Here is a 21,944-nt window from a genome sequence, read left to right as displayed (position 1 = left end):
TTATGGATATGAACATGATGAGCATCAATAAACAGATTACCGGTCAGTTCAACGGCTAAGGCATACTCGGAGCATCAAGGATTATTTGTATGGACAATATGAACCTCAATAAACACATCTCCGGTCAATTCAATGCCGAGCTAGAGAGCGTGCGCAATCAGGTGCTGGTGATGGGCGGTCTGGTAGAGCAGCAGCTCACCGACGCCATTGCGGCGATCCACGATCAGGATCTCGATGCGGCGCGCAAGATCGTGGCCAACGACCACAAGGTCAACGCGATGGAAGTGGCGATCGACGAGGAGTGCACCCGCATCATCGCCAAGCGTCAGCCGACCGCCTCCGACCTGCGACTGGTGATGGCCATCATCAAGACCATCACCGATCTGGAGCGCATTGGCGACGTGGCCGACAAGATCGCCCGCATGCTGACCGACAACGCCAACAAGCCGCAGCCGCCGCTGGTGTCGCTGGAGAACATGGGCCGTCGTACCATCAAGATGCTGCACGATGTGCTCGACGCTTTCGCCCGCATGGATCTGGATGCGGCGCTGGCGGTCTACAAGGAAGATGACAAGGTAGACCGCGAGTACGAGTCCATCATCCGCGAGCTGATGACCTATATGATGGAAGATCCCCGCACCATCCCCCAGGTGCTCAACGTCCTGTGGGCGGCACGTGCCATCGAGCGGGTCGGCGATCGCTGCCAGCACATCTGCGAGTACATCGTCTACTACGTGAAAGGCAAGGATGTACGCCACACCAAGGCGGACGATCTGGGCACCTTGCTGGGCAAGGGCTAACCGGAAGTGAATAAAAAGGCGCGTGAAGCGCCTTTTTTGTTGCATAACTGGTCGGAGTAAGATAAAGCCCCCAACTGGCTGTTTTCTGATAGAATACTCCCCCTGTGTGAGTCCCGGATGGGCTCACGGTCCGGTCTCCCGGGCCCAGTTTGCCGTCTTGTGCTAAGGCGGGTGTAGCAATAGGTTAATCATGAGTTTTGCCGATAGTTTGTTCTTTTTAATGCTGCTGGTTGGCGGCAGTGTGTTCTTCTCCCTCTCCGAGATCTCTCTCGCCGCGTCTCGCAAAATCAAATTGCAGGTGATGGCGGATGAAGGTAATCGCCAGGCCGAAAAGGTGCTGGCCCTGCAGGCCCAGCCGGGCAACTTTTTCACCGTGGTGCAGATTGGCCTCAATACCGTCGCCATTCTGGGCGGTATCCTGGGTGAGTCTGCCCTCAACCCCGCCATCAAGGGGATTGTCTCCCAGTTCTACCAGGGACCCTGGCTTGGCGAGATCAGCTCTGGTGCGTCCTTCGTGTTCGTCACCGGTATGTTTATCCTGATCGCCGATCTGATGCCCAAGCGTCTGGCCATGATCATGCCCGAGCAGATTGCCGTGGTGGTGGTGCGCCCCATGCTCTTCTTCGTCACCCTGCTGATGCCGCTGGTATGGATTTTCAATGGTCTGGCCAATACCCTGTTTCGCCTGATGCGCATTTCTACAGAGCGCAACGACGAGATCACCTCCGATGATATCTATGCGGTAATGGATGCCGGTGCCGAGGCTGGAGTTATCCAGCGCGAGGAGCATCAACTCATCGAGAACGTGTTCGAACTGCAGTCACTCTGCGTCACCTCCGCCATGACGGCTCGAGAGAGCCTCATCTACTTCACCCTGCAAGAGGATGAAGAGGACATCAAGGCGAAGATCGCCGAACACCCCCACAACAAGTTTCTGGTCTGTGACCACAACCTCGACAGCATCAAGGGCTTTGTCGATGCCAAGGAGCTGCTGATCCGCGTCATCAGCGGCCAGAGCATCGATCTCAACAGCGGCTCGCTGGTACAAAACGTCATCATCATTCCCGATACCCTGAACCTCTATGAGGCGATGGAGTACTTCAAAAATCATCGTGGCGACTTTGCCGTGGTGATGAACGAGTACGCGCTGGTGGTGGGGATCGTCACCATGAACGACCTGATGAGCACCGTCATGGGCGAGTGGGCGACCCACGTGGTGGAAGAGCAGATCGTCCAGCGCGACGAGAACTCCTGGCTGGTGGACGGGGTCACCCCCATCTCCGACGTGATGCGCGCCTTCGATATAGAAGAGTTTCCGGACGATCAGAACTACGAGACCATCGCCGGTTTCATCATGTATATGCTGCGCAAGATCCCCAAGCGCACTGACTCGGTCAAATACGCCGGTTACAAGTTCGAAGTGGTGGATATCGACAGTTACAAGATCGATCAGCTGCTGGTTACCCGGGTCGAGCCGGTGGTGGCCGAGAAGCCAGCTCAGGAATCGTAAAAGGAGCGACATAAAAGTCATGAAGATGCAGTCTCATTCCCGTGCGCTGGCCTGTGTCGCGCTCGCCCTGGCACTGGGTGCCTGTAGCCAGAGCGCGCCGCGCAAAGCCACAGTGGCAGCCAAGCCGGTTGCCCCCAAGCCCGCGGTGGTCGTGCCGCAGCCGGATCCCGATGCGGTGGTGCAAAGCGGCATGGCCGAGCCGAGCCCGGTCTTTGATGAGCAGTACCATGGCCCGGATCAGGGGTCGCTGGAGTCGGTGACCGCCCTGTTTGCCCGTGGCTACATCGAGTCGGCTATGCGCGAGACCATGCTGGCGGCGGTGCACAACGACTATCCGCTGCTCGGCATGCGGGATGTGCGGTTGACCGATCCGGTCTCCAAATTCCTCACCTCCGAGCATGCGGCCACCACGGCCCATGACTACCTCTATGCAGGCGTACAGCGTCGCCTCGGTCGTCCGCTCAGCCCTGCCCAGTGGGAGCAGATCTGGCGCGGTTTGCCGCAGCAGGGTCGGGTCTCCGACTGGGTCAAACAGATTAAGCGAGTGCTGGCCGGGCGTTAAGTCGCCAGCGGATCAAGATTGTGATGAGGCCACCTTCGGGTGGCCTCTTGCATTTCTGCGTTTGCCTCGCCGTTTGCACGCTGATTTCTGCTGATACTGATTGCCGCCCGTGGCACTTTGTTTTATCTTGTTTTGGCCATCTAAACATCTATATGTTTTTATGGCTGCATAATAAAAGGGCTTCCCAGGATGAAGCAGGACGATCTGCAGCGATTCGATGCGAAACCGCAGATCAACAAAACAAACAGATAAATACGCAAATAAACAACGCACATAACAAAGAGACACGACAGATGGAAACCAGGGAATTGTGGGTGCTGGATGGGGGCATGGGGCGCGAGTTGGCACGGCGGGGGGCACCGTTTCGTCAACCAGAGTGGTCGGCGCTGGCCTTGATGGAGGCGCCAGAGACGGTGCGTGATGTGCATCAGGCCTATGTGGCGAGCGGGGCCAGGGTCATAACCACCAACAGCTATGCGCTGGTGCCGTTTCATATCGGCGATGAGCGTTTCTTTGCCGAAGGGGAGGGGCTGGCAGCGCTTGCTGGTCAACTGGCCCGCGAAGTGGCTGACGAGCAGAAGGGTGCCGTGCAGGTGGCGGGCTCTCTGCCGCCGCTCTTTGGCTCCTATCGTGCCGACCTGTTCAAGGCGGACCGGGTGAACGAGCTGGCCACGCCGCTTATCCGGGCGCTATCCCCTCATGTGGATATCTGGCTGGCCGAGACCATGAGCCTGATTGCCGAGCCACTGGCCCTGAAAGCGCTGTTGCCTGACGATGGCAAGCCGTTCTGGGTCTCCTTCACGCTGGAAGATGAGGCGCCGAGCAACGAGCCGCGACTACGTTCCGGCGAACGGGTGGCCGATGCGGTGACCTCGCTGGTGGCGGCTGGAGTCGATGCCATCCTGTTCAACTGCTGTCAGCCCGAGGTGATCGAGGGGGCCCTCGAGGTTGCTCGCGCCCGATTGCAGGCGCTGGGTCGCATCGACATCCGGCTCGGTGCCTATGCCAACGCCTTCCCGCCGCAGCCCAAAGAGGCCACCGCCAACGACGGACTGGACGAGATCCGTGCCGATCTGGGGCCGCTGGATTACCTTGGCTGGGCTGAGCGCTGGCGCGCAGCCGGGGCGAACTTGATCGGCGGTTGCTGCGGTATCGGCCCCGAGCATATTCAGGCGCTGAGCCGCCGGTTGCGCTAAGGAGCTTCCATGAAAGAGAGCAAGATTGGGCTCTGGTCACTCACCGCGCTGGTGTTCAGCTCCATGGTGGGGGCGGGAATTTTTAGCCTGCCCCAGAACATGGCCGAGGTGGCGGGAGCGCGCGCTGTACTGATCGGCTGGGGTGTGACGGGGGTGGGCATCCTTGCGCTCGCCATGAGTTTTCTCTATCTGTCGCGGTTAAGGCCGGATCTCGACGGCGGCATCTACAGCTACGCCCGCGCCGGTTTTGGCGATCTGGTGGGCTTTTTCTCCGCCTGGGGCTACTGGCTCTGCGCCACCATCGGCGTGGTGGGTTATCTGGTGATCGCCTTTGCGGCGCTGGGCAGCTTTGTCGATACCCCGGAGCAGATCTGGTTTGGTGACGGCAACACTCTGGCGGCGTTTGTCGGCGAGTCCTGCATCCTCTGGGCGGTGCATCTGCTGGTGGCCCGTGGTGTGCAGCAGGCGGCGCTGTTCAATCTGGTGGCGACCCTGGCCAAGAGCCTGCCACTGCTGCTGTTTATTCTGTTTGCTTGCTACTGGTTCGACCCTGTTACCTTCGCGGCGGATCAGCAGGGCAGCACCCTGGCTGTGCCGGTCTCCGAGCAGGTACGCAACACCATGCTGATCACTCTCTGGGTCTTTACCGGCATCGAGGGGGCGGCGGTGTTGTCGGCCCGCGCCAGAAACCGGCGGGATGTGGGCACGGCCACCGTGCTTGGGGTGCTATTGGCGCTGCTGCTCTATGTGCTTATCTCGGTGCTGGCGCTCGGAATATTGAGTCGGCCCGAGCTCGCAGCGCTGCCCAACCCCTCCATGGCAGGGCTGATGGCCCAGATGACCGGCTCCTGGGGCAAGCTGCTCATCAGCGTCGGCCTTATCGTCTCGGTGCTTGCCTCCTACGTGAGCTGGACCCTCTTCTCGGCCGAGGTGCCGTTCAGCGCAGCCCGCCACGGTGCGTTTCCCGCCATCTTCCGGCGCCAGAACCGCAATGGGACGCCTATCGCCTCGCTCTGGCTCACCAGCCTGACGGTGCAGACTTGCCTGCTGCTGGTGTGGCTGCTCGGCAAGGGCTACACCAGCCTGCTGCTTATCTCTACCTCGATGATTTTGGTGCCCTACCTGCTGATCGGCCTGTTTCTGCTCAAGCTCTCGTTCAGCAGAAAGGGGGAGAGCGGGCAGGGCCGCGGTCTGATGCGGGCGGTGGCGCTGGTGGCGAGCGGTTACGGCTTCTGGCTGCTCTATGCCGCCGGGGTGGAGTATCTGCTGCTGTCGTTGTTGCTCTACGGGCCGGGTCTGCTGCTGTTTCTCTACAGCCGCCGTCAGCTGGGCACAGATCTTTGCCTGAGTGGCCGCGAGCGGCTATTGGCCGGAGTGACCTTGCTGAGCCTGATCCCCGCCGTCTGGTCGTTCGCCCATCTCTGATATCGAAGATGTGACTGACCATAAAAGAGAGCGCCACCGTGGCGCTCTCTTGTTATCAGGGACTTGCTATCCGGGACGAAGGCTCAGCGGCTGGCAGGTCCGGCCGGTTTGCCAAACAGCACCGCGAGTTTTTGTCGCCAGGGTAGGCCACGGGCGTCGCGCAGCATGTCGCGCCACTCGTGGAAGGTGAGGGTGAGGGGGTTAAAGCTGTGGATCGGCTTGGTGATGCCGAAGCGGCATGGCTCGGCAGGATCCTCCTCGACAAAGGTGCCGAACAGCCTATCCCAGATGATCAGCATCCCGGCGAAGTTGCGGTCTATGTACTTGGCGTTGCTGGCGTGATGCACCCTGTGGTGGGAGGGGGTGTTGAAGACCCACTCAAGCCAGCCGAGTTTGCCCACCACCTGAGTGTGGACGAAAAACTGAAAACCCAGGCTGAGCAGCACGGTGGCGACCACCGCCTCAGGCGGGAAGCCGATGACAATCATCGGGATCCAGAACAGCCACATGCCGGAGATCGGGTACATCAGGCTCTGGCGAAAAGCGGTGGAGAGGTTGAGCCGCTCCGAGCTGTGGTGCACCACGTGGGAGGCCCACAGCCAGCGAACATGGTGGCTGGTGAAGTGGAACAGCCAGTAACAGAGATCCTGCAACAGGAACAGCAGTAGCACACTCCAGAGATTCAGCTCGATATCGAACAGTCGCCAGCCCCAGAGGGTGTCATACAGATAAGCAATGGCGATGGCCGCCAGCGCATCGCCACCCTGATGCATCAGGGCCAGGGCGGCGTTGGCGAACAGATCCCGCCACTGGTAGGTGGCGGTGGGAAAGGCCGCGCCATGTTTGCGCAGGTAGAGCATCTCCCAGCCGATAAAGGCCAGAAAAACCGGGGAGAGGTAGAGCAGAAGCAGTTGCACATCCATATGTGGCCATCCATTCAGAGCAATTGCTCTCCAGCATAAAGGATGGTTTTAATATTTCATTAACATTTTTCTGCCAACGAAGAGATGGCATGAAATATGGCGCGCCAGCAGAGGAAGGTGCGGCGGATGGCTATGCTTGATCCAGGCTTTTTCAGGAGGTGCTGGCTTATGCGCGTCTGGTGTTGCTTGTTGCTGGGGTTGTGCATGATGGCGCACGCCAAAACCCGTGTTGAAATTTTGGCCGATGCCAACTATCCCCCCTACTCCTGGCAGGAGGGGGAGGAGGTCAGGGGGATCTATGCCGATATTATCCGCGAGGTGACCACCCCCATGAGTGGTTATGAGGTGGTGCTCAAGCCGATGCCGTGGCGGCGCGGTCTGAGCATGGTGGAGCAGGGCAGCGCCTTCGCCATCTTTCCGCCTTACTACCAGCCCGACAGTCGCCCCTGGATGTGGCCCTACTCCCAGCCGATGCTGGATGAAGAGCTGGTGGTGATGTGCGGCGCCAGTGTGGCGGCCAATACCCCGCAGGCCAGGTTTCCGCTCGACTATCAAGGTTTGCGTTTTGGCATGAACGCCGGTTTTTCGGTCGGCGGCGATGCCTTCTGGCAGGCGGTGAAGGAGAAGAAAATCGATGTGGAGGAGGTGAAGAGCAACCGGGAGAACCTGCTCAAGATTGTGCGGGGGCGGGTGGATTGCACCATCAACGATCGCCTCTCTCTGCTCTATGAACTGCTCGCCATGATCAAGGGGGAGCAGCTGGCGGTGACCGATATCTCGCTACTCAAACAGGGGCCCGTGCTCAGTCGGGAGCAGGGTTTTCTCGGTTACAGTCGTAAAGGGAATTTTCCCTACAAGGGGAGCTTTATCGAGCAGTTTGACAAGGGGCTCTATCAGCTCAAAAAGCGCGACGGGATCAAGCCCATCGTCGAGCGCTATCTGGGAAAGTCCCCGCGCTGAGCCGGTAACCGCGGGAGCGGCTTCAGCAGCGAGTGGGTGTTGTTTCATCCGATCCGCAAAGAAAAAGTGAGAGGAACCATGGTTCCTCTCACTTTTTTACTGGCCATTTTAACTGGCTGTGGGTCTGCGTTTACAGCACCTGACTCAGGAACTGGCGCAGGCGCGGGGAGGGGGGATTGTCGAAAAACTCCGTTGGCTTCTCATCCACCAGCAGTTCACCGCTCTCCATAAAGAGCACCCGATCCGCCACTTCCCGGGCAAAGCCCATCTCGTGGGTCACCACCACCATGGTCATCCCTTCGCGGGCCAGCCCCTTCATCACATCCAGCACTTCCCCCACCATTTCGGGGTCCAGCGCACTGGTGGGCTCGTCAAACAGCATGATGCGCGGCTGCATGGCGAGCGCCCGGGCAATGGCTACCCGCTGTTGCTGACCACCGGAGAGTTGGGAGGGATAGCTGGCTGCTTTCACCGACAGCCCCACTTTCAGCAGCAGCGCCTTGGCTCTGTCTTCGGCCTCACGGCGCGACAGGCCACGCACCTTCTGCGGAGCGAGGCAGATATTATCCAGCACCGTCAGGTGGGGAAAGAGGTTGAAGGACTGGAACACCATGCCCACCTCTTCCCGCAGCTTGTTGACATCGCCCGGCTCGGTCAGGCTGATGCCGTCGACTACTATGTTGCCGTCGTTGATGGTCTCCAGCTGGTTGAGGGTGCGCAGGAAGGTGGACTTGCCCGAGCCACTGGGGCCGACGATCACCACCACTTCCCCTTCGGCGACCTCGGTGCTGACATTTTTCAGGGCATGCACTTCGCTGCCGTAAAACTTCTCGACACCGGTCGCTTTGATGATGGGATCAGTTGCTGCGCGCATATTTCGCCTCCAGAAAACGAACCGGGAAGGCGAAGGGGGTGCCGGTGATGGCTGCACTTCTCGACGCCCGTTGCACCTTGATGATGGGATCAGTTACTGCGTGCATATTTCACCTCCAGAAAACGAACCGGGAAGGCGAAGAGGGGGGCGGTGATGGCTGCACTTCTCGATGCCTGTGGCACCTTGATGATGGGATCAGTTGCTGCGTGCATATTTCACCTCGAGACGGCGTACCAAGAAAGAGAGGGTGCCGGTCAGCACCAGATAGAGCAAGGCGACGGTAAACCATACCTCGAACGGACTGAAGGTGGAGCTGACTACCTCGCGACCGGCCTTGGTCAGATCGGTGATGGAGATGACCGACACCAGCGAGGAGTCCTTGATCAGGTTGATGAACTGACCCGCCAGCGGCGGCAGTACCCGCTTGAACGCCTGCGGCAGGATGACGTAGCGCATGGTCTGGGCCGAGGTGAGGCCCAGACTGCGACCCGCCTCCATCTGCCCCTTGTGAATGGAGCTGATGCCGGCGCGCACGATCTCCGCCACATAGGCGCCGGTAAAGACGGCCAGTGCCGCGACCCCGGCAGTGAAGCGATCGAGGTTCAGCACTGTGCCGATAAAGAAGTAGACGATGAAGATCTGCACCAGCAGCGGGGTGCCGCGAATGAGCTCCACATAGGTGACGGCCAGATTGCGCAGGGCCGGGTTGGGGGAGAGTCGGGCCAGCCCGGCCAGGGTGCCGAGCAAAATGGCGAAGATGCCTGCCACCAGCGAGAGCTTGATGGTGACCCAGACGCCCCAGGCGATGGGGCCGGCGGTCCAGCTCAGCTGGATATCGAGGGCATCGCCACGAAAGACGGTATCCCCTTCGCTGACCTGCACACCGCTGGTCGCGATGGGCTGGCGCTGGTTGGGGTCGAGATCGTTTTGCAGGAACAGTTTGCCTTTCTCTGCGGCCGTGGTGCCAGCCACAACGGTGCCGTCAAACTCGGCGTAATTCTTCTGCTCGGCCTGATAGGCGATGTACTGGGGAATGCGTTCCCAGCGCCAGGTGTAGTCAACGGATTGCACCGCCTTGTAGATGCCGAACACGGCCACCAGCAGCATCAGCAGGAAAACCCCATGCCAGAGCAGCTGATTGGGCTGTTTTTCCATCTGTCTTGTCGGTTTGGGTGTGTGCACAGTCACAACCTCTTCTCGTTATTGTGTGGGGTGTTGCGAGAGGGGGCGGCAAGGCGCCCCCTTTTGAGGTTATTTGAGCTGACTCAGCCAGGCGTTGGATTCGAACCACTTCTTGTAGAGGCGGTCGTAGCTGCCGTCGCCCTTGATTTGGCGCAGGTAGTTGTTGAACCAGTTGAGGGTGTCCTGATCTCCTTTGCGGATGGCCCAGGCCAGCGGCTCGAAGGTGAACGGCTTGTCGAGGTGTACCACGGCGCCCTTGTTCTGGGAGGCGAAGATGGCGTTGTAGGGCAGGTCGTAGACGAAGGCATCGACCTTGCCGTTGATCACCTCCAGCTTGGCGTCATCCTGGGTTTCAAACTGCAGCAGGGTGGCTTTCGGGATGAGGCGCTTGACCGCCTGCTCGCCGGTGGTGCCGAGCTTGACCGCAATCTTGTATTTCGGATCGTTGAGGTCGGTGAAGGATTTGATCTCGGCAGCCTTGTCCTTGCGCACAACGATGGTCTGGCCGACCACGATGTAGGGATCGGCAAAGTTGACCCGCAGGTTGCGCTGGGGAGTGACGGTCATGCCGCCCATGATGACGTCGAACTTGTTGGTCAGGAGCGCGGGAATGATGCCGTCCCACGCGGTATTGACGAACTCGACCTTCACGCCCATCTCCTTGGCGACCATCTTGGCGAGATCGACGTCAAAGCCGATGTACTGGCCCTGTTTGTTGGTCATCTCGAAAGGTTGATAGCCAGCATCGAAGCCAACCCGCAGCACACCGCGCTCCAGCACGGCATCCAGGGTTGAGGTGGGGGTAGTGGCGGGGGCGGCGGTCGCCAGCCCGCAGAAGAGCAGGGTAGAAAGAATCAGTTTTTTGATCATGGGTGACGTCTCTGTCGATGTTGTGTTCGGCCTTGAACCTGATCCCGTGCGACTCCGTGGCACAAGAGACTGCTGCATCCGGCAACAGGCAAGACAGGATGAATGTCTTGGGTCGGGGGAAAGCCCCATATGGGATGCTATGAATCGAAATTGAGCGAAAAATGTACCAAAAACCAATTGTGTCAGAATACTCAATAGGTTAGAGGCGCTTTTTGCTCACCGCTTCACTCATAAAATCACACGAAAACAACATATCTATCTAACGTGGCCGGTTCAAGCCCAAATTGTGTTCAATACCTTTTGTTACATATGATGGGGTTCGCTTGTGACTTGTTTTGTACTCTGACTTTATCTGTACCTGCGGTGGTGCGATCCCGACAGGACAAGCAGGTCACAAAGACAGTAAACAATATGTTTTTATAGTGAAAACAGTCAGCCCCCTCTGGGTCTTGGCAAACGCTTCTCATATACTCAGTTACCTTCTGAAACTGGTTCTTGTATGGCGCTCTCACTGCTGCTGAAACTGGACGTTTTTACCCTGATGCTGATGGCGCTGGGTGGCTACAGTCTTGGCTTTATCACCCTCTCCATCATCTGGTCTACCCACAGGGAGATCCCCGGTATCGGTTACTGGTGGTGGTCTGCACTCTGTGCGCTGGTGGCCCAGACGCTATTCTCGTTGCAGGCATTTTTCCCCAGCCCATCCGGCATCTGGCTGGCCAACACCCTGATCACGCTCTGCATCGCGCTGATGCCGCTGGCGCTGCAGCGCTTTTTCGGCCAGCCGCCGAACTGGCGTGCCGGTGTGCTCTTTATGCTGATCTATCTGATTATCCTGAGCTGGTGCATCGTGAAGGGGGGGATGGAGTCTAGGGTGATGCTGGCTTGCCTGAGCTACATGGTGCTGGGGGCGGTGATCGTCTATCTGGTCTGGCGTCACGGCTATCCCGACTATTTGCCGGCGGTGATGGTCTTTACCGTGGTCAACATCCTGCTCTACGCCTTCTACCTGATGCGGCTCTGGTTCCTGTGGCAGGACAACGTGCAGATGCTGATGGATAAGAGCGGGGTCAATGTGCTGCCCTTCCTCTCCATGCTGATGGGAAGCTATCTCTCCACCTTCGGGGTGCTGCTGCTCTGTACCCAGTACCGGGCGCTGGCGCTGCACCAGCAGGCGAGTCACGACCCTCTCACCGGCCTGCTCAACCGGCGCGGCTTTATGGAGCAGCTGAAGCAGCAAAAGTTGGGTGACGGCGGCGCGCTGGCCGTACTCGACATCGATGATTTCAAGCAGATCAATGACCAGTATGGCCACGAGGTGGGTGATCGGGTGCTGGCCGAGCTCGGCGCCTATCTGGGTAGCCAGCCCGATTTGGTGTGCAGCCGTTTCGGTGGCGAGGAGTTTGTGCTGCTCTTCTCGCAGCCCGGTGTGCTGGCGCTGCAGCGCTGCGAGGGATTGCTGGAGGCGGTCGCGAACCGCAACATGGGCGGCCTCTCCATCACGGTCAGCATGGGGCTCTCCCACTGGCACGGGGAGTGGTACTTTGATCCTCTGTTCACTCAGGCCGACCATGCGCTCTATTGCGCCAAGCGGCAGGGCAAGAATCGGGTCTGTCAGGCTGGCCGGGAGGCGTAACTCCCGCTCAGTCCGGTATCACATCGTGTCGGCAGGTTGGGGGCGTGGTGCCTGCGCCTTGAGAAAGGGGAGCAGCAGCAGGGCTGAGATGCCCGCCGCCACCGAGATCACCACGAAGAAGCCGTTCCAGTGCCAGATCTCCATCACCTTGGCCAGCGGATAGCCCGACAGCGCCGCCCCCATGTAGGCAAACAGGCCGACAAAGCCGGTAGCCGCTCCCGCCGAGTTTTTGTGGGAGCACTCCGCCGCCGCCATGCCGATCAGCATCTGGGGGCCAAACACGAAGAAGCCGATGGTAAAGAAGCAGGCCGCCTGCATCACATAGCTGAAGAAGGGCATCAGCCAGAGTGACCCCACCGCCAGCAGGATCCCCACCGCAAAGATGAGGTTCATTGGGCCACGGTTGCCGTTGAACAGCTTGTCCGATCCCCAGCCCGCCACCAGCGCGCCGATAAAGCCCCCCACCTCGAACATGGAGATGGCCGAGTTGGCGCTCATCAGATTGAAGCCGCGCTGCTCGGTCATGTAGAGATTGCCCCAGTCGTTGATGGCGGTGCGCACCACATAGACCAGCACGTAGCAGCAGGCGAGCAACCAGATATAGGGGTTGCCCAGCACATATTTGCGCAAGATCTGGCGATGGGAGAGCCCCGCATCCTGGGTCTGCTGGGCCAGCTCCATGGCGTCCTTGCGCCACTCGCCTACTGTCGGCAGCCCCATGGCGCTCGGGGTATCCCGCAGCCGCCAGCAGAGGAACAAACCCGCCACGATGGCGATAAGGCCGGGCACTATCATGCCGTAGCGCCAGCCATGTTGCAGGGCGATGGTGCTGACGATAAGGGGAATGAGCGCGCCGCCGACGTTGTGGGCGGTGTTCCAGGCCGACCACCAGACGCCGCGCTCGGTACGCGAATACCAGCTTGTGAGCAGCTTGGAGCAGGGGGGCCAGCCCCAGCCCTGGAAGAAGGCGTTGGCGACCCAGAGGGCGGCAAACATCCAGAGTGCCGACGAGAGGCCGAACAGTATGTTGATAACGCCGGTGGCCATCAGTCCGACACCCATAAAGTAGCGCGGGTTGGCGCGGTCACTGATGATGCCGGAGAAGAACTTGGAGCAGCCGTAGGTGATGTAGAACAGAGTCCACAGCATGCCGATATCGGACTTGTCCAGCATGCCGCTCGCCAGCATGTCCGGCATGGCGAAGTTGAAGCTCTTGCGGGTGAAGTAGAAGACCGCGTAGCCCAGATACATGGTCAGCAGCAGGTGCAGCCGCCAGTGGCGATAGGTGGCGTCGATCTCGGCCTGATCCCGGATAAGGGGCCGGGGCGGCGCGCTTCTCATAAAACTCAGCACTGGCTGGCCCTCTGGTAGTGATTAGCCATGACTCTCCTCCCGTCTGCGACTGGGCAGGTTGACCGTCAGCTGGGTGCCGTGGATGCAGGAGAGTTGCAGACTGCCACCGAGCGCTTGTACCCGCTCGCGAATGCCGAGCAGGCCATAGCCCTGTTGCGGGCGGCTTTCCGGCAAACCGCGGCCATCATCTTCCAGCACCAGTTGCAACTGCTCGCCGCTGGCCCGGGCGCGAATGGTGACCGAGTGGGCGTTGGCATGTTTGACCACGTTGTTGAGCCCCTCCTGACAGACCCGAAACAGGGTGACCCGCTGGGCATCCGAGAGATCCCCATCTGCCAGCTGCCACTCCAGACGGGTGACGATGCCGTGACGCTCCAGCTCCAGCTCTCTGAGCAGTGCCCGTACCGCCTGTTCCAGCGTCATGTCGTCGAGCTGGCGCGGGCGCAGCCGCCCGAGCAGACCGCGCACAGCGTCATAGATCCCGAGCGATAGTGTGTCTATCAGGGCGCTGCTCTGGCCCACCCCGGCATTATCGGGGGCAAGGCGGCGCACGATCCCTGCCTGGGTACGAATGGCTGTGATGGTCTGGCCGATGTCGTCGTGCAGCTCGCGCGCCACCTCCTTGCGGATGCTCTCCTCGGTCTCCAGCAGCCGCTCGGTGAGCTGGCGATTGTGGGCGAGCTGGCGCGTCAGCGCCTGATTGAGTTCGCGCTGGCGCTGGATCCCGGCACCCAGCAGCAGGCCAGTGAGACTCTGGGCCAGCAGGGAGAGCAGCAGATCGAGGGGGTGGTCATGCCAGGCTTGGCTCGCCAGCAGGGCGATAGTGTTCATCAGGGTGGCGAGCAGCGCCCCCTGCCAGCCGTAGCGCCACGCCATGGCGATGATGGGGATGGCCAGACAAAACGGGGTAAAGCGCACCAGCGAGTTGGGCAACCCCAGTTGCAGCCAGAGGCTCAGCACGAACAGCAGCAGATACCAGACCAGATGGCGAAAGCGCCACTCCACCGGCTGATCCACCAACGCAGGCCCCAGCGGCACCCAGGTGGCGCGAGTGAGGTAGTGCCAGATCAGCATGCAGGTGGAGGTCAGCGTCAGCCCGCCGGTGAGGCTGAGCAGCAGTGCCGAGAGGCCATCTTCCCCCGCCAGATGCCAGAGCAGGGCTTGCAGCAGCGCCGCCGCCGTGACGGTGGCGAGCAGCAGCAACAGTTGCTGCCAGTCGTTGCGCACCTGTTGGCGACGGGCAATCAGCAGCGGTAGCAGGGTCAGCAGACTGCCCGCGACCAGCCAAGGCCAGTGGGGCAGCCCTACCTCCAGATTGAGCCAGTAGAGCAGCAGCCCTTCGCACAGCAACAGCGGCGGCCAGTAGTGGCCCGGGCTTTGCAGCAGCAAGCCGAGGCGCAGACCGAAAGGGAACAGCAGCACCGCCAGCGCCGGGCCACCCGCCAGATGCAGGCTGATGCTCCAGAGGCAAAACCAGCCGGCGGCAAAGATGAAGCAGGCCGCCAGCGCGATGGCGACATAGCTGGCAAAACGGGAGATCACCAGCTATCCAGCATGCGGTGGGCCAGCTCGACGTTGTTGCTGACCTTGAGCTTGTCCATCAGGTTGGCGCGATGGACGTGGACCGTTTTGGGGGAGAGACCGAGCTGCTCGGCGATGGCCTTCACCTCCAGCCCTTGCGCCAGCAACTGGGCAATCTCCCGCTCCCGATTGGTGAGGGGATCCCGGCTGCTGCTGGCCAGTTTCTGGGCGATGTCCGGCGTCAGATAACACCCCCCCTGGGCGGCGGTGCGCACGGCGGCGATCAGCTCGTCCGGGCTGCAACGCTTGGAGAGAAATCCCTTGGCGCCGGTTTGCAGTGCCTGCTCGATGAGGGCCGGGCTGTCATGCACCGAGAGCATCACCACGGCCAGACCGGAGGGGAGCTGCTTGAGCAGATCCAGCCCCGATTGGTCGGGCATCGAGATGTCGCAGACGCAGACCCGCGCCCCGCTGCCGGGCAGGCCGGCAAGGGCGTCGCTGGCGGAGCCGAATTCGGCGACCACCAGCAGGTCTGGCTCCAGATTGAGCAGTTGGGCAAAACCGGATCGGACGATCTGGTGATCGTCGATGAGGGCAATTTTTATCATGATGTCAGCCTGAAATTCGGTGCGTCATGACCATGACGCGGCCAACAAGATACCTGCCCCCCGAGTCAGGCTCAAGCAGCAGCAGGAAAAGGGGCTAAAAACCGGGGGGCAAGGTGAACAAAGCTTGATCGGGATCAGCTGGCAAGGGCGAGCAAGTGGGCTGATCAACAGGGGATGACCAGCCCGGGGGACTCAGCGGTGCAGCTCGCCGGCGCGCTCCGGCTGATAGACCACTTCCAGAATTTCGACCTCGATGGTGCGACCGGCCGGGCCCGGCCAGGCGATGCTGTCGCCCACTTTCAGGCCGAGCAGGGCGCTGCCTACCGGCGCCAGTACCGAGATGTTGCTCTCGTCGCCCTTGGCATCGCGCGGATAGACCAGGGTGAGGCAGAACTCGTTGCCGCTGCTCTGCATCTTGAAGCGTACCTTGCTGTTCATGGTGACCACGTCCGGCGGCATGTCGGCCGGTTCGCGGATCTCGGCGCGGTCCAGCTCCTCTTGCAGGGCCAGATGCTGCGGGTGGTTGCCGAGCAGTTGTTCGATACGGTCCAGATCAAGGCTGGAGATAACCAGATGAGGTTGTTTCATAAGATATTCCTTATCAATAGCGGATAGGCCCATACCGGCGGGTGCAGGTTGGCCATCACGCAAAGTGTTACAAAAATGGATTCAACAGGTTCAATCGATTGAAAATGCCATGCCCCCAAGCGACTCGCGGCCGAAGGAGCGAGGCGGGGGGCTCAGCAGGGTGTGAGCAAATGCGAGGAAATAGCGAGTATTTTCATGGGGCTACCATAACCATTCTGGCCGGCCTTGGCAACCGTGATTGAGTGACTACTCAGGAACCTGATAGTTGTACTGACGGATGATCCGCGCCAGTGTGCCATCATGGCGCATCTCGTCAATCACGGCTTGCCAGCGACGCCCTTCGGTGAAGGGAAAATCCTTGCTGGCCGCGATAAATAACTGGGTACGCATCAAGGATTCGCCTTCTACTATCTCATCGATGGAAAATCCGCCCGTCTGCTGGTTGTAGAGGATGACGTTCCAGGCTGCGACCCAGGCATCGATGCGTCCTCGTTGCAGTTTGAGGGCATTGAGGTCTTCGGTGGCGACGGTTTGGCTGGCGAGATTCAGCCTCTGCTTTAGCAGATACTGGCCGAAGGAGTGACGCAAGGTGCCCACCTTGAGTGAAGGAAGCGCGTTTATCATGAGCGGGGTGGGATGCTTGTGGCGATTGCTGACAATGAGGAACTCTTCATCAAGGATGGGGGAAACCCAGTAGTAGAGATGCTCCCGTTGAGAGCTGCGTACTGGCGGTATCAGCAGTACATCCTTGCGATGGGCGGTTTGGGTGAGGGCTCGGGCCAGCGGCATCAACTCGATGGTGAGCGGTTCTTTAAGGCGTCGCGCGGCCTCTTCCATGATCTCGATGGCGACACCGCTTGGTTTGCCGTGAGAGGAGCGAATGACGTAAGGGGGCAGCTCGGCCGCCACCAGCACAATAGCCTGGGCACCGGTGTGTACCAGCAACAACAGCAGTGCAAAAAAGGGCAGGCAGAGAGCGCGCATCAAGGTCGTGAGCCAGAGTCGAATATGCAGAGTGTAACATTCCTGCCTGCGTTGTCGTTGGGCTCGCTGAGGGGTTGGGATCTCAGTCGAAGAAATCGCGCAGATCGCGCACTTCGTAATCAGCGAGTTGCTGCCAGGGGAGCTGAGCAGGCAGCTTGCGCAAGGTCACCTCCATCCGGTAGCTGCGATAGCCGTCGAGACTGGCCGATTCGACCACCAGCGGGAGCTGCCACTGACTCGACCAGAGAATCCGGGTTCGTTGCTGCCCTTCGCGCTTCTCATACCAGCGGGCCTGCTCGGGGGCGGCCTCATCCAGCGGGGTCATCCCCTCGATCAGCGCCGGGTTGACGAGATGGCGGATCCGTGGCCAGTCGGGTTTGAAGGCCACCTGGCCATACTCTTCCACCGGCACCTCAACCAGCTGGTTGTGCCAGCTGTCGGCATAACGCAGTTGCAACTCACCTTCATCACTGCGACTGACCCAGCGGGCTGCCATCTGGTGGGTAAAGTGCTTGTGGCCGGGCGTGGCATCGTGAGTGGCGTGATAGGCACGGGCAAGGGGGAGGGGAATGAGCCGCTGGCTCCACACCTGATTGCCCACGCGCAGCCACTTCTCTTGCCAGACACTCTCTCTGGCGATGCCATCGCTGCCGGTGTTCCGGTCGTGATAGCTGATCCGGGCGGCGAGATCCGGGGGCGTGTCGTCAGCATGCAGGGGGAAGGCGAAGGTGCTGCCAAGCAGCCATAACGAAAGCAAAAGTCGCATCATCATCTGTCGCTCGAAAGAGCCGGGGCCCGGGCCGCTGAGTCGATTGCTCAGATGCACCCGGGCCCCTGCTGCTTACAGGCCGAGCGCCTCCCGCAGTTTGCCAAACACCTTGGTGTTATCCAGCGTGCCCTTGAAGCGGTTGCTGCCGGCGCCATCGGCAAACAGCATCACATCGCCGCCGCCGTGGGTTTCCGATGTCAGTTTGACGCCGGTCTCCTGCAGATAGTCATTAGCCATCACCTGATCGCTGGTGAGGACGGGGCGTACATCGGGGCGGTTGGGGCCGTTACCGAACACCAGGGTGGTGAAGGGCTTGCCATCCACGTCGTTCTGGGTCGAGCCGTCGCCATTTTTCACCAGATCCAGCACCGGATTGCCCTTGGCGGAGTAGCCGTTAATGGTCATGGTGTGGTCATGGTCGGCGGTGACCACGATCAGGGTATTGTTGAGATCCACTTTACCCAGCGCCGTCTTGACCGCCTCATCCAGAGCCACCGCGTCGGTGAGTGAGCGCTTGGCATTGGTGCCGTGCAGGGCGTGATCGATACGGCCACCCTCTACCATCAGGAAGTAACCCTGGCTGTTCTGGCTCAGCAGGTCGATCGCCTTGGCGGTCATTTCGGAGAGGGAAGGCTGGGTATTGGCAGCCCCTTTGGCGATCCGATCCAGCTCGTAGTCCAAGTGGGATTTGCTGCTGAACAGACCGAGCACCTTGCCGCTGGTGAGCTTGGCCAGTTCACTTTGGGTGGTGACATAGCTGTATCCCTGCGCCTTCATCTCGGCGGTCAGGTCGCGGTTGTCATTGCGACCGCCCTTGTTGCTGGCGCTGTAGGGGGTCCAGTGGTTGGCACCACCGCCCATCAGCACATCGACCCCATCCCCCAGCGCCTGGTTGAAACCAGTTCCTCCCGGAACGGCCTGTGCGGCGATGTCATAAGCGGCATCCCGATGGCAGATGTGGGCGTAGGTAGCCGCCGGGGTCGCGTGGGTCAGCTCGGTGGTAGTGACGGCCCCGACCGATTTGCCTGCCGCCTTGGCTAGCTCCAGGATGGTGGGCACTGGCTTGCCGTTATCGCTACTGCAATTGTTGACGGTTTTGTTGCCATTGACGTCTTTGCCGGGGGCGACGGCTTTGGTATCGCTGCTCATGGCGATCACCTCGTTGTTCATCTTGACCCCGGTGGTGTAGGCCGCCATGGAGGGGGCCGAGTCGGTGGTCTGGGCATCGTTGGAGAAGGTCTTGATGCGGGCACTGCGCGGCAGTTTCATCATCTCCAGATTGCCCTCTTCTCCCACCTTGAACAGGCGGGTGGCGGTGAGCACGGTGGGGCCCATGCCATCACCGATAAAGAGAATGACGTTTTTGGCATCACCGGCCTGTGCCTGGGAGGTTGCACCCAGCGCACTGAACAGGGCGGCGCAGACCAGCGTGTGCTTGATGGATGTGTTCATCTGTTTGCTCATGAAAGTGCTCCTTACAGCTTGGCCGCAGCCTTGATCTTGCCGAACACGGCGGTGTTATCGAGTGAGCCATGGAAGCTGTCAGCCCCCTTGCCGATGGCGCCGAGGAAGACATCGGTGCCGCCGTGGGTCTCGTTGCCGATTTCGCCTACCTTGACCACCACTTCCTGGTGGTAGTCATTGGCGGAGACAGTGGCATCGTCGAGTGGTGCGACGCTGCTGCGTGGCCCGTCCACCCGGTTGTAGCCGTTGCCAAAACCGATGATGGTGTAGGGCATACCCTCGCTATCCTTGCTTGGCTCGCCAGTCTCGTAGTTCTTCACCAGCCCGAGTACGCCGGGGTTGTCGGCGGTGGTCTTGCCGGTGCGCTTGGCATAGCCGTTGAGCACTAGCGTGTGGTCGTGATCGGCGGTGACCACGATCAGGGTGTTTTTCAGCTCGGGGTCGCTCTTTTTCACCTCGTCGATGGCGGCTTTTATGGCGTTGTCGAAGGCGATGGTGTCCTGCAGCGCCCGCTTGGCGTTGGTGTCGTGCAGTGCGTGGTCGATGCGGCCCCCTTCCACCATCAGGAAGTAACCCTTCTCTTTGCCCTTGAGCTGCTTGATGGCGGCCAGGGTCATCTGGGCCAGTGACGGCTCGCTGGCAGGGCGGTCCAGGTCATATTTCATGTGGCTGGAACCAAACAGACCCAGCAGCGGTTTGCCCGCATCGGCCTTGTTCAGCTCATCCAGATTGCTGGCAAACTGGTAGCCCTTGGCCTGCATTTCGCTGATGAGGTTACGGCCATCCTCCCGCTTGCCCTTGTCGGCTTTGGGCAGGAAGAAACTGCTGCCGCCACCGAGCACCACATCCAGCCCCTCCTTGAGGGCGCTGTTGTAGCCTTTGCCGCCCGGTACCAGCTGGACGGCGATATCAGCCTCCAGATCCCGGTTGCAGATATGGGCATAGGTAGCCGCCGGGGTGGCGTGGGTCACCCGGGTACTGGTTACCACACCGGTACCGCGGCCATCGGCTTTGGCCAGCTCCAGCAGGGTCGTCACCGGCTTGCCGGCGCTCTTGCTGCAGTCGCTTTCATAGGTGGCGTCGCCGTCCATGCTGATGACACCGTTGTTGCTCTTGACCCCGGTCATGTAGGCCGCCATGGAGGGGGCCGAGTCAGTGACCTGGGCATCGTGGGAGAAGGTCTTGATAAAGGCCGTCTCTGGCAGGGTATCGATGGTGAGATCACCCTCTTCGCCGACACCATAGATGCGGGCGGCCGTCAGGGTGTTGAGGCCCATGCCGTCACCGAGGAAGAAGATGACGTTGGTGGGTTGGGTTGCGGGCTTGGTCGCCACCGTGTCATTGTCTGATTTGCAGCCGGCAGCCAGGGCGGCGCCGATTATCACTGCAAGTCCTGCCATTTTTCTCATTGGGGTTCGCTCCTTGTAAAACCTGAGCGCAGCCTAGAGGGGGCAGATGACACTTTTACTGACTATCGGTGACGGTTGTGTGAAAAAGTGATGAAAATGTTACACTATATCAATGTGTTATCTATCAATTGAGCCAGTTGGTCCGGTCGCTTCCGGCAAGGTTGCTCCGCCTCGGCGGTTTGCTGATTTGATGAAGTGATGGCTAGAATGACCTGTCAAAATGTGCCCGCAGCAGGTAAAATGCGCCCCCTTCGTTCGATGCCCGCGGCAGAGCGCCTGTTGTTCCATGCGCGCGCCCGCAGCCCCCACAGAGAGTAACGGATATGTCCATCAACTGGTTCCCCGGTCACATGCACAAGGCCCGCAAAGAGATTGCCGAGGTCATGCCCCAGGTCGATGTGATCATCGAGATGCTCGATGCCCGCATCCCCTTCTCCAGCGAAAACCCGCTGGTGCCCGAGCTGCGTGGTGATACCCCGGTGATCAAGGTGCTGAACAAGGCGGACCTGGCCGATCCGGCGATCACCGATCTGTGGGTGGCGCACATGGAAAAAGAGAAGGGGATCAAGGCGCTGCCGCTGACGCAACAAGAGCCGGAGAAGATCAAGCAACTGCTGACCCTCTGCCATGAGATGCTGCCGGAGCGCAATTTTGAGCTGCGCGGCGTGCGGGCTATGATCATGGGGATCCCCAACGTGGGCAAGTCCACTCTGATCAATACCCTGGCGGGGCGCATCATCGCCCGTACCGGCAACGAGGCGGGGGTGACCAAGTCCCAGCAGCGGATCAAGCTGGATAACAACGTTATCCTGACCGATACCCCGGGTTTTCTCTGGCCCAAGCTCAATCCGCCCTCCTGCGGTTATCGTCTGGCCATCACTGCGGCCATCAAGGACACGGTTTTCGACTATGCCGATATCGCCATGTTCGCCGCCGATTACTTCATCAAGGCCTATCCGGAGCGGATCAAGGCGCGTTACCAGATTGACGAGTTGCCCGAGACCGAGATCGAGCTGCTAGAGATGATCGCCCGCCAGCGGGCGTTTATGCGCAAAGGGGGGCTGGCCGACCTGCACAAGGCGTCCGAGATCCTGATTAACGAGTTCCGCTCCGGCTTGCTTGGCCGCATCTCGCTGGAGACGCCGGAGATGGTGAGCGTCGAGATTGTCGAAGCCGCGGCAGAAGCCGAGCAAAAAGCCAAAGAGAAGGCCGAGCGGGAAGAGGAGCGTCAGGCCCGCGCCCGTCGCAAGTACGCCCGCAAGCGTCAGAAATAGTTATCCTCAGGCGTCCCGAGCTTGCCTGACAACGAG

At 60.3% G+C, this 21,944-nt stretch carries 22 protein-coding genes; 8 read left to right on the top strand and 14 right to left on the bottom strand.

Features of this window, described 5'->3' with window-relative positions:
* The first annotated feature begins 89 nt into the window (after nucleotides 1–89).
* The 5 genes from phoU to I6L44_RS08760 all read left to right on the top strand — a co-directional run bounded on the left by phoU (nucleotide 90) and on the right by I6L44_RS08760 (nucleotide 5,493).
* Entirely contained in the window at nucleotides 90–800 is a 711-nt protein-coding gene (gene phoU, locus I6L44_RS08780; RefSeq protein ID WP_005334097.1) for a phosphate signaling complex protein PhoU, read from the top strand.
* A gap of 190 nt (nucleotides 801–990) precedes the next feature.
* Nucleotides 991–2,310, top strand: coding sequence for a hemolysin family protein (locus tag I6L44_RS08775; RefSeq protein WP_216954078.1), 1,320 nt, complete (start codon nucleotides 991–993; stop codon nucleotides 2,308–2,310).
* A gap of 19 nt (nucleotides 2,311–2,329) precedes the next feature.
* A complete protein-coding gene (locus I6L44_RS08770; RefSeq protein ID WP_069555291.1) occupies nucleotides 2,330–2,872 on the top strand; it encodes a hypothetical protein in 543 nt (180 codons plus the stop codon).
* A gap of 293 nt (nucleotides 2,873–3,165) precedes the next feature.
* Entirely contained in the window at nucleotides 3,166–4,068 is a 903-nt protein-coding gene (locus I6L44_RS08765) for a homocysteine S-methyltransferase family protein (RefSeq protein WP_216954076.1), read from the top strand.
* Between the two features lie 9 nt (nucleotides 4,069–4,077).
* Nucleotides 4,078–5,493 carry a basic amino acid/polyamine antiporter gene (locus I6L44_RS08760; RefSeq protein ID WP_216954074.1) on the top strand — a complete coding sequence of 472 codons (1,416 nt, stop codon included), beginning with the start codon at nucleotides 4,078–4,080 and terminating at the stop codon, nucleotides 5,491–5,493.
* An 83-nt stretch (nucleotides 5,494–5,576) separates the two neighbouring features.
* Here the strand turns inward: I6L44_RS08760 and I6L44_RS08755 are convergent, their stop codons facing one another.
* Nucleotides 5,577–6,416, bottom strand: a complete 840-nt coding sequence (locus I6L44_RS08755) for a sterol desaturase family protein (protein WP_216954072.1) — start codon at nucleotides 6,414–6,416, stop codon at nucleotides 5,577–5,579.
* A 168-nt stretch (nucleotides 6,417–6,584) separates the two neighbouring features.
* Between I6L44_RS08755 and I6L44_RS08750 the strand changes: the two genes are divergently transcribed.
* Nucleotides 6,585–7,376: an ABC transporter substrate-binding protein gene (locus I6L44_RS08750; RefSeq protein WP_216954071.1), complete on the top strand. Its 792-nt coding sequence runs from the start codon at nucleotides 6,585–6,587 to the stop codon at nucleotides 7,374–7,376.
* A gap of 130 nt (nucleotides 7,377–7,506) precedes the next feature.
* Here I6L44_RS08750 and I6L44_RS08745 read toward each other — a convergent pair whose 3' ends face one another.
* The 5 genes from I6L44_RS08745 to I6L44_RS08735 all read right to left on the bottom strand — a co-directional run bounded on the left by I6L44_RS08745 (nucleotide 7,507) and on the right by I6L44_RS08735 (nucleotide 10,302).
* Nucleotides 7,507–8,250 carry an amino acid ABC transporter ATP-binding protein gene (locus tag I6L44_RS08745; RefSeq protein WP_254204279.1) on the bottom strand — a complete coding sequence of 248 codons (744 nt, stop codon included), beginning with the start codon at nucleotides 8,248–8,250 and terminating at the stop codon, nucleotides 7,507–7,509.
* Nucleotides 8,234–8,356 (bottom strand): hypothetical protein, encoded by a 123-nt coding sequence (locus I6L44_RS20575; RefSeq protein WP_265177235.1) that lies wholly within the window; start codon nucleotides 8,354–8,356, stop codon nucleotides 8,234–8,236. The genes I6L44_RS08745 and I6L44_RS20575 overlap by 17 nt, the downstream gene beginning before the upstream one ends.
* The gene (locus I6L44_RS20570) at nucleotides 8,340–8,462 is read right to left on the bottom strand and encodes a hypothetical protein (RefSeq protein WP_265328643.1); all 123 of its coding nucleotides are present in this window, start codon (nucleotides 8,460–8,462) and stop codon (nucleotides 8,340–8,342) included. The genes I6L44_RS20575 and I6L44_RS20570 overlap by 17 nt, the downstream gene beginning before the upstream one ends.
* Nucleotides 8,446–9,405: an amino acid ABC transporter permease gene (locus I6L44_RS08740; RefSeq protein WP_216954069.1), complete on the bottom strand. Its 960-nt coding sequence runs from the start codon at nucleotides 9,403–9,405 to the stop codon at nucleotides 8,446–8,448. Before I6L44_RS08740 ends, I6L44_RS20570 begins: the two co-directional genes overlap by 17 nt.
* A 96-nt stretch (nucleotides 9,406–9,501) precedes the next feature.
* Entirely contained in the window at nucleotides 9,502–10,302 is an 801-nt protein-coding gene (locus tag I6L44_RS08735; protein ID WP_041209881.1) for a transporter substrate-binding domain-containing protein, read from the bottom strand.
* A 499-nt stretch (nucleotides 10,303–10,801) separates the two neighbouring features.
* Between I6L44_RS08735 and I6L44_RS08730 the strand changes: the two genes are divergently transcribed.
* Complete coding sequence (locus tag I6L44_RS08730) at nucleotides 10,802–11,938, top strand: GGDEF domain-containing protein (protein ID WP_216954067.1); 1,137 nt, start codon at nucleotides 10,802–10,804, stop codon at nucleotides 11,936–11,938.
* Nucleotides 11,939–11,956: 18 nt separating this feature from the next.
* On the opposite strand, the gene I6L44_RS08725 is transcribed toward I6L44_RS08730, so the two are convergent.
* The 8 genes from I6L44_RS08725 to I6L44_RS08690 all read right to left on the bottom strand — a co-directional run bounded on the left by I6L44_RS08725 (nucleotide 11,957) and on the right by I6L44_RS08690 (nucleotide 20,634).
* Nucleotides 11,957–13,291, bottom strand: coding sequence for an MFS transporter (locus tag I6L44_RS08725; protein ID WP_216954065.1), 1,335 nt, complete (start codon nucleotides 13,289–13,291; stop codon nucleotides 11,957–11,959).
* 21 nt (nucleotides 13,292–13,312) lie between these two features.
* A complete protein-coding gene (uhpB, locus tag I6L44_RS08720) occupies nucleotides 13,313–14,833 on the bottom strand; it encodes a signal transduction histidine-protein kinase/phosphatase UhpB (RefSeq protein WP_019445271.1) in 1,521 nt (506 codons plus the stop codon).
* On the bottom strand, nucleotides 14,830–15,420 hold the full coding sequence (gene uhpA / locus I6L44_RS08715) for a transcriptional regulator UhpA (protein ID WP_216954063.1): 591 nt from the start codon (nucleotides 15,418–15,420) through the stop codon (nucleotides 14,830–14,832). The genes uhpB and uhpA overlap by 4 nt, the downstream gene beginning before the upstream one ends.
* A 192-nt stretch (nucleotides 15,421–15,612) precedes the next feature.
* Nucleotides 15,613–16,008 (bottom strand): nucleoside diphosphate kinase regulator, encoded by a 396-nt coding sequence (gene rnk / locus I6L44_RS08710; RefSeq protein WP_005334070.1) that lies wholly within the window; start codon nucleotides 16,006–16,008, stop codon nucleotides 15,613–15,615.
* 246 nt (nucleotides 16,009–16,254) lie between these two features.
* Nucleotides 16,255–16,992, bottom strand: a complete 738-nt coding sequence (locus I6L44_RS08705) for an ABC transporter substrate-binding protein (RefSeq protein WP_216954061.1) — start codon at nucleotides 16,990–16,992, stop codon at nucleotides 16,255–16,257.
* 82 nt (nucleotides 16,993–17,074) lie between these two features.
* Nucleotides 17,075–17,761 carry a hypothetical protein gene (locus I6L44_RS08700; RefSeq protein ID WP_005344606.1) on the bottom strand — a complete coding sequence of 229 codons (687 nt, stop codon included), beginning with the start codon at nucleotides 17,759–17,761 and terminating at the stop codon, nucleotides 17,075–17,077.
* 72 nt (nucleotides 17,762–17,833) lie between these two features.
* A complete protein-coding gene (locus I6L44_RS08695) occupies nucleotides 17,834–19,225 on the bottom strand; it encodes an alkaline phosphatase (protein WP_216954059.1) in 1,392 nt (463 codons plus the stop codon).
* Nucleotides 19,226–19,236: 11 nt separating this feature from the next.
* Nucleotides 19,237–20,634, bottom strand: a complete 1,398-nt coding sequence (locus I6L44_RS08690) for an alkaline phosphatase (RefSeq protein WP_216954057.1) — start codon at nucleotides 20,632–20,634, stop codon at nucleotides 19,237–19,239.
* A 323-nt stretch (nucleotides 20,635–20,957) separates the two neighbouring features.
* On the opposite strand from I6L44_RS08690, the gene ylqF reads away from it, so the two are divergent.
* Nucleotides 20,958–21,908: a ribosome biogenesis GTPase YlqF gene (gene ylqF / locus I6L44_RS08685; RefSeq protein ID WP_005334061.1), complete on the top strand. Its 951-nt coding sequence runs from the start codon at nucleotides 20,958–20,960 to the stop codon at nucleotides 21,906–21,908.
* Nucleotides 21,909–21,944: the final 36 nt, after the last annotated feature.

The sequence above is a fragment of the Aeromonas sp. FDAARGOS 1414 genome (assembly GCF_019047065.1).
Classification (GTDB): domain Bacteria; phylum Pseudomonadota; class Gammaproteobacteria; order Enterobacterales; family Aeromonadaceae; genus Aeromonas; species Aeromonas veronii_A.
The sequence above is the reverse complement of the archived record's forward strand: the minus strand, read 5'-3'. Positions and strand labels throughout refer to the sequence as shown.

Excerpts from the sequence above, each read along its gene's own strand:
- phoU (WP_005334097.1), top strand. The coding sequence starts at position 90 with ATGGACAATATGAACCTCAATAAACACATCTCCGGTCAATTCAATGCC.
- I6L44_RS08775 (WP_216954078.1), top strand. The coding sequence starts at position 991 with ATGAGTTTTGCCGATAGTTTGTTCTTTTTAATGCTGCTGGTTGGCGGC.
- I6L44_RS08770 (WP_069555291.1), top strand. The coding sequence starts at position 2,330 with ATGAAGATGCAGTCTCATTCCCGTGCGCTGGCCTGTGTCGCGCTCGCC.
- I6L44_RS08765 (WP_216954076.1), top strand. The coding sequence starts at position 3,166 with ATGGAAACCAGGGAATTGTGGGTGCTGGATGGGGGCATGGGGCGCGAG.
- I6L44_RS08760 (WP_216954074.1), top strand. The coding sequence starts at position 4,078 with ATGAAAGAGAGCAAGATTGGGCTCTGGTCACTCACCGCGCTGGTGTTC.
- I6L44_RS08755 (WP_216954072.1), bottom strand. The coding sequence starts at position 6,416 with ATGGATGTGCAACTGCTTCTGCTCTACCTCTCCCCGGTTTTTCTGGCC.
- I6L44_RS08750 (WP_216954071.1), top strand. The coding sequence starts at position 6,585 with ATGCGCGTCTGGTGTTGCTTGTTGCTGGGGTTGTGCATGATGGCGCAC.
- I6L44_RS08745 (WP_254204279.1), bottom strand. The coding sequence starts at position 8,250 with ATGCGCGCAGCAACTGATCCCATCATCAAAGCGACCGGTGTCGAGAAG.
- I6L44_RS20575 (WP_265177235.1), bottom strand. The coding sequence starts at position 8,356 with ATGCACGCAGTAACTGATCCCATCATCAAGGTGCAACGGGCGTCGAGA.
- I6L44_RS20570 (WP_265328643.1), bottom strand. The coding sequence starts at position 8,462 with ATGCACGCAGCAACTGATCCCATCATCAAGGTGCCACAGGCATCGAGA.
- I6L44_RS08740 (WP_216954069.1), bottom strand. The coding sequence starts at position 9,405 with ATGGAAAAACAGCCCAATCAGCTGCTCTGGCATGGGGTTTTCCTGCTG.
- I6L44_RS08735 (WP_041209881.1), bottom strand. The coding sequence starts at position 10,302 with ATGATCAAAAAACTGATTCTTTCTACCCTGCTCTTCTGCGGGCTGGCG.
- I6L44_RS08730 (WP_216954067.1), top strand. The coding sequence starts at position 10,802 with ATGGCGCTCTCACTGCTGCTGAAACTGGACGTTTTTACCCTGATGCTG.
- uhpA (WP_216954063.1), bottom strand. The coding sequence starts at position 15,420 with ATGATAAAAATTGCCCTCATCGACGATCACCAGATCGTCCGATCCGGT.
- rnk (WP_005334070.1), bottom strand. The coding sequence starts at position 16,008 with ATGAAACAACCTCATCTGGTTATCTCCAGCCTTGATCTGGACCGTATC.
- I6L44_RS08705 (WP_216954061.1), bottom strand. The coding sequence starts at position 16,992 with ATGCGCGCTCTCTGCCTGCCCTTTTTTGCACTGCTGTTGTTGCTGGTA.
- I6L44_RS08700 (WP_005344606.1), bottom strand. The coding sequence starts at position 17,761 with ATGATGCGACTTTTGCTTTCGTTATGGCTGCTTGGCAGCACCTTCGCC.
- I6L44_RS08695 (WP_216954059.1), bottom strand. The coding sequence starts at position 19,225 with ATGAGCAAACAGATGAACACATCCATCAAGCACACGCTGGTCTGCGCC.
- I6L44_RS08690 (WP_216954057.1), bottom strand. The coding sequence starts at position 20,634 with ATGAGAAAAATGGCAGGACTTGCAGTGATAATCGGCGCCGCCCTGGCT.
- ylqF (WP_005334061.1), top strand. The coding sequence starts at position 20,958 with ATGTCCATCAACTGGTTCCCCGGTCACATGCACAAGGCCCGCAAAGAG.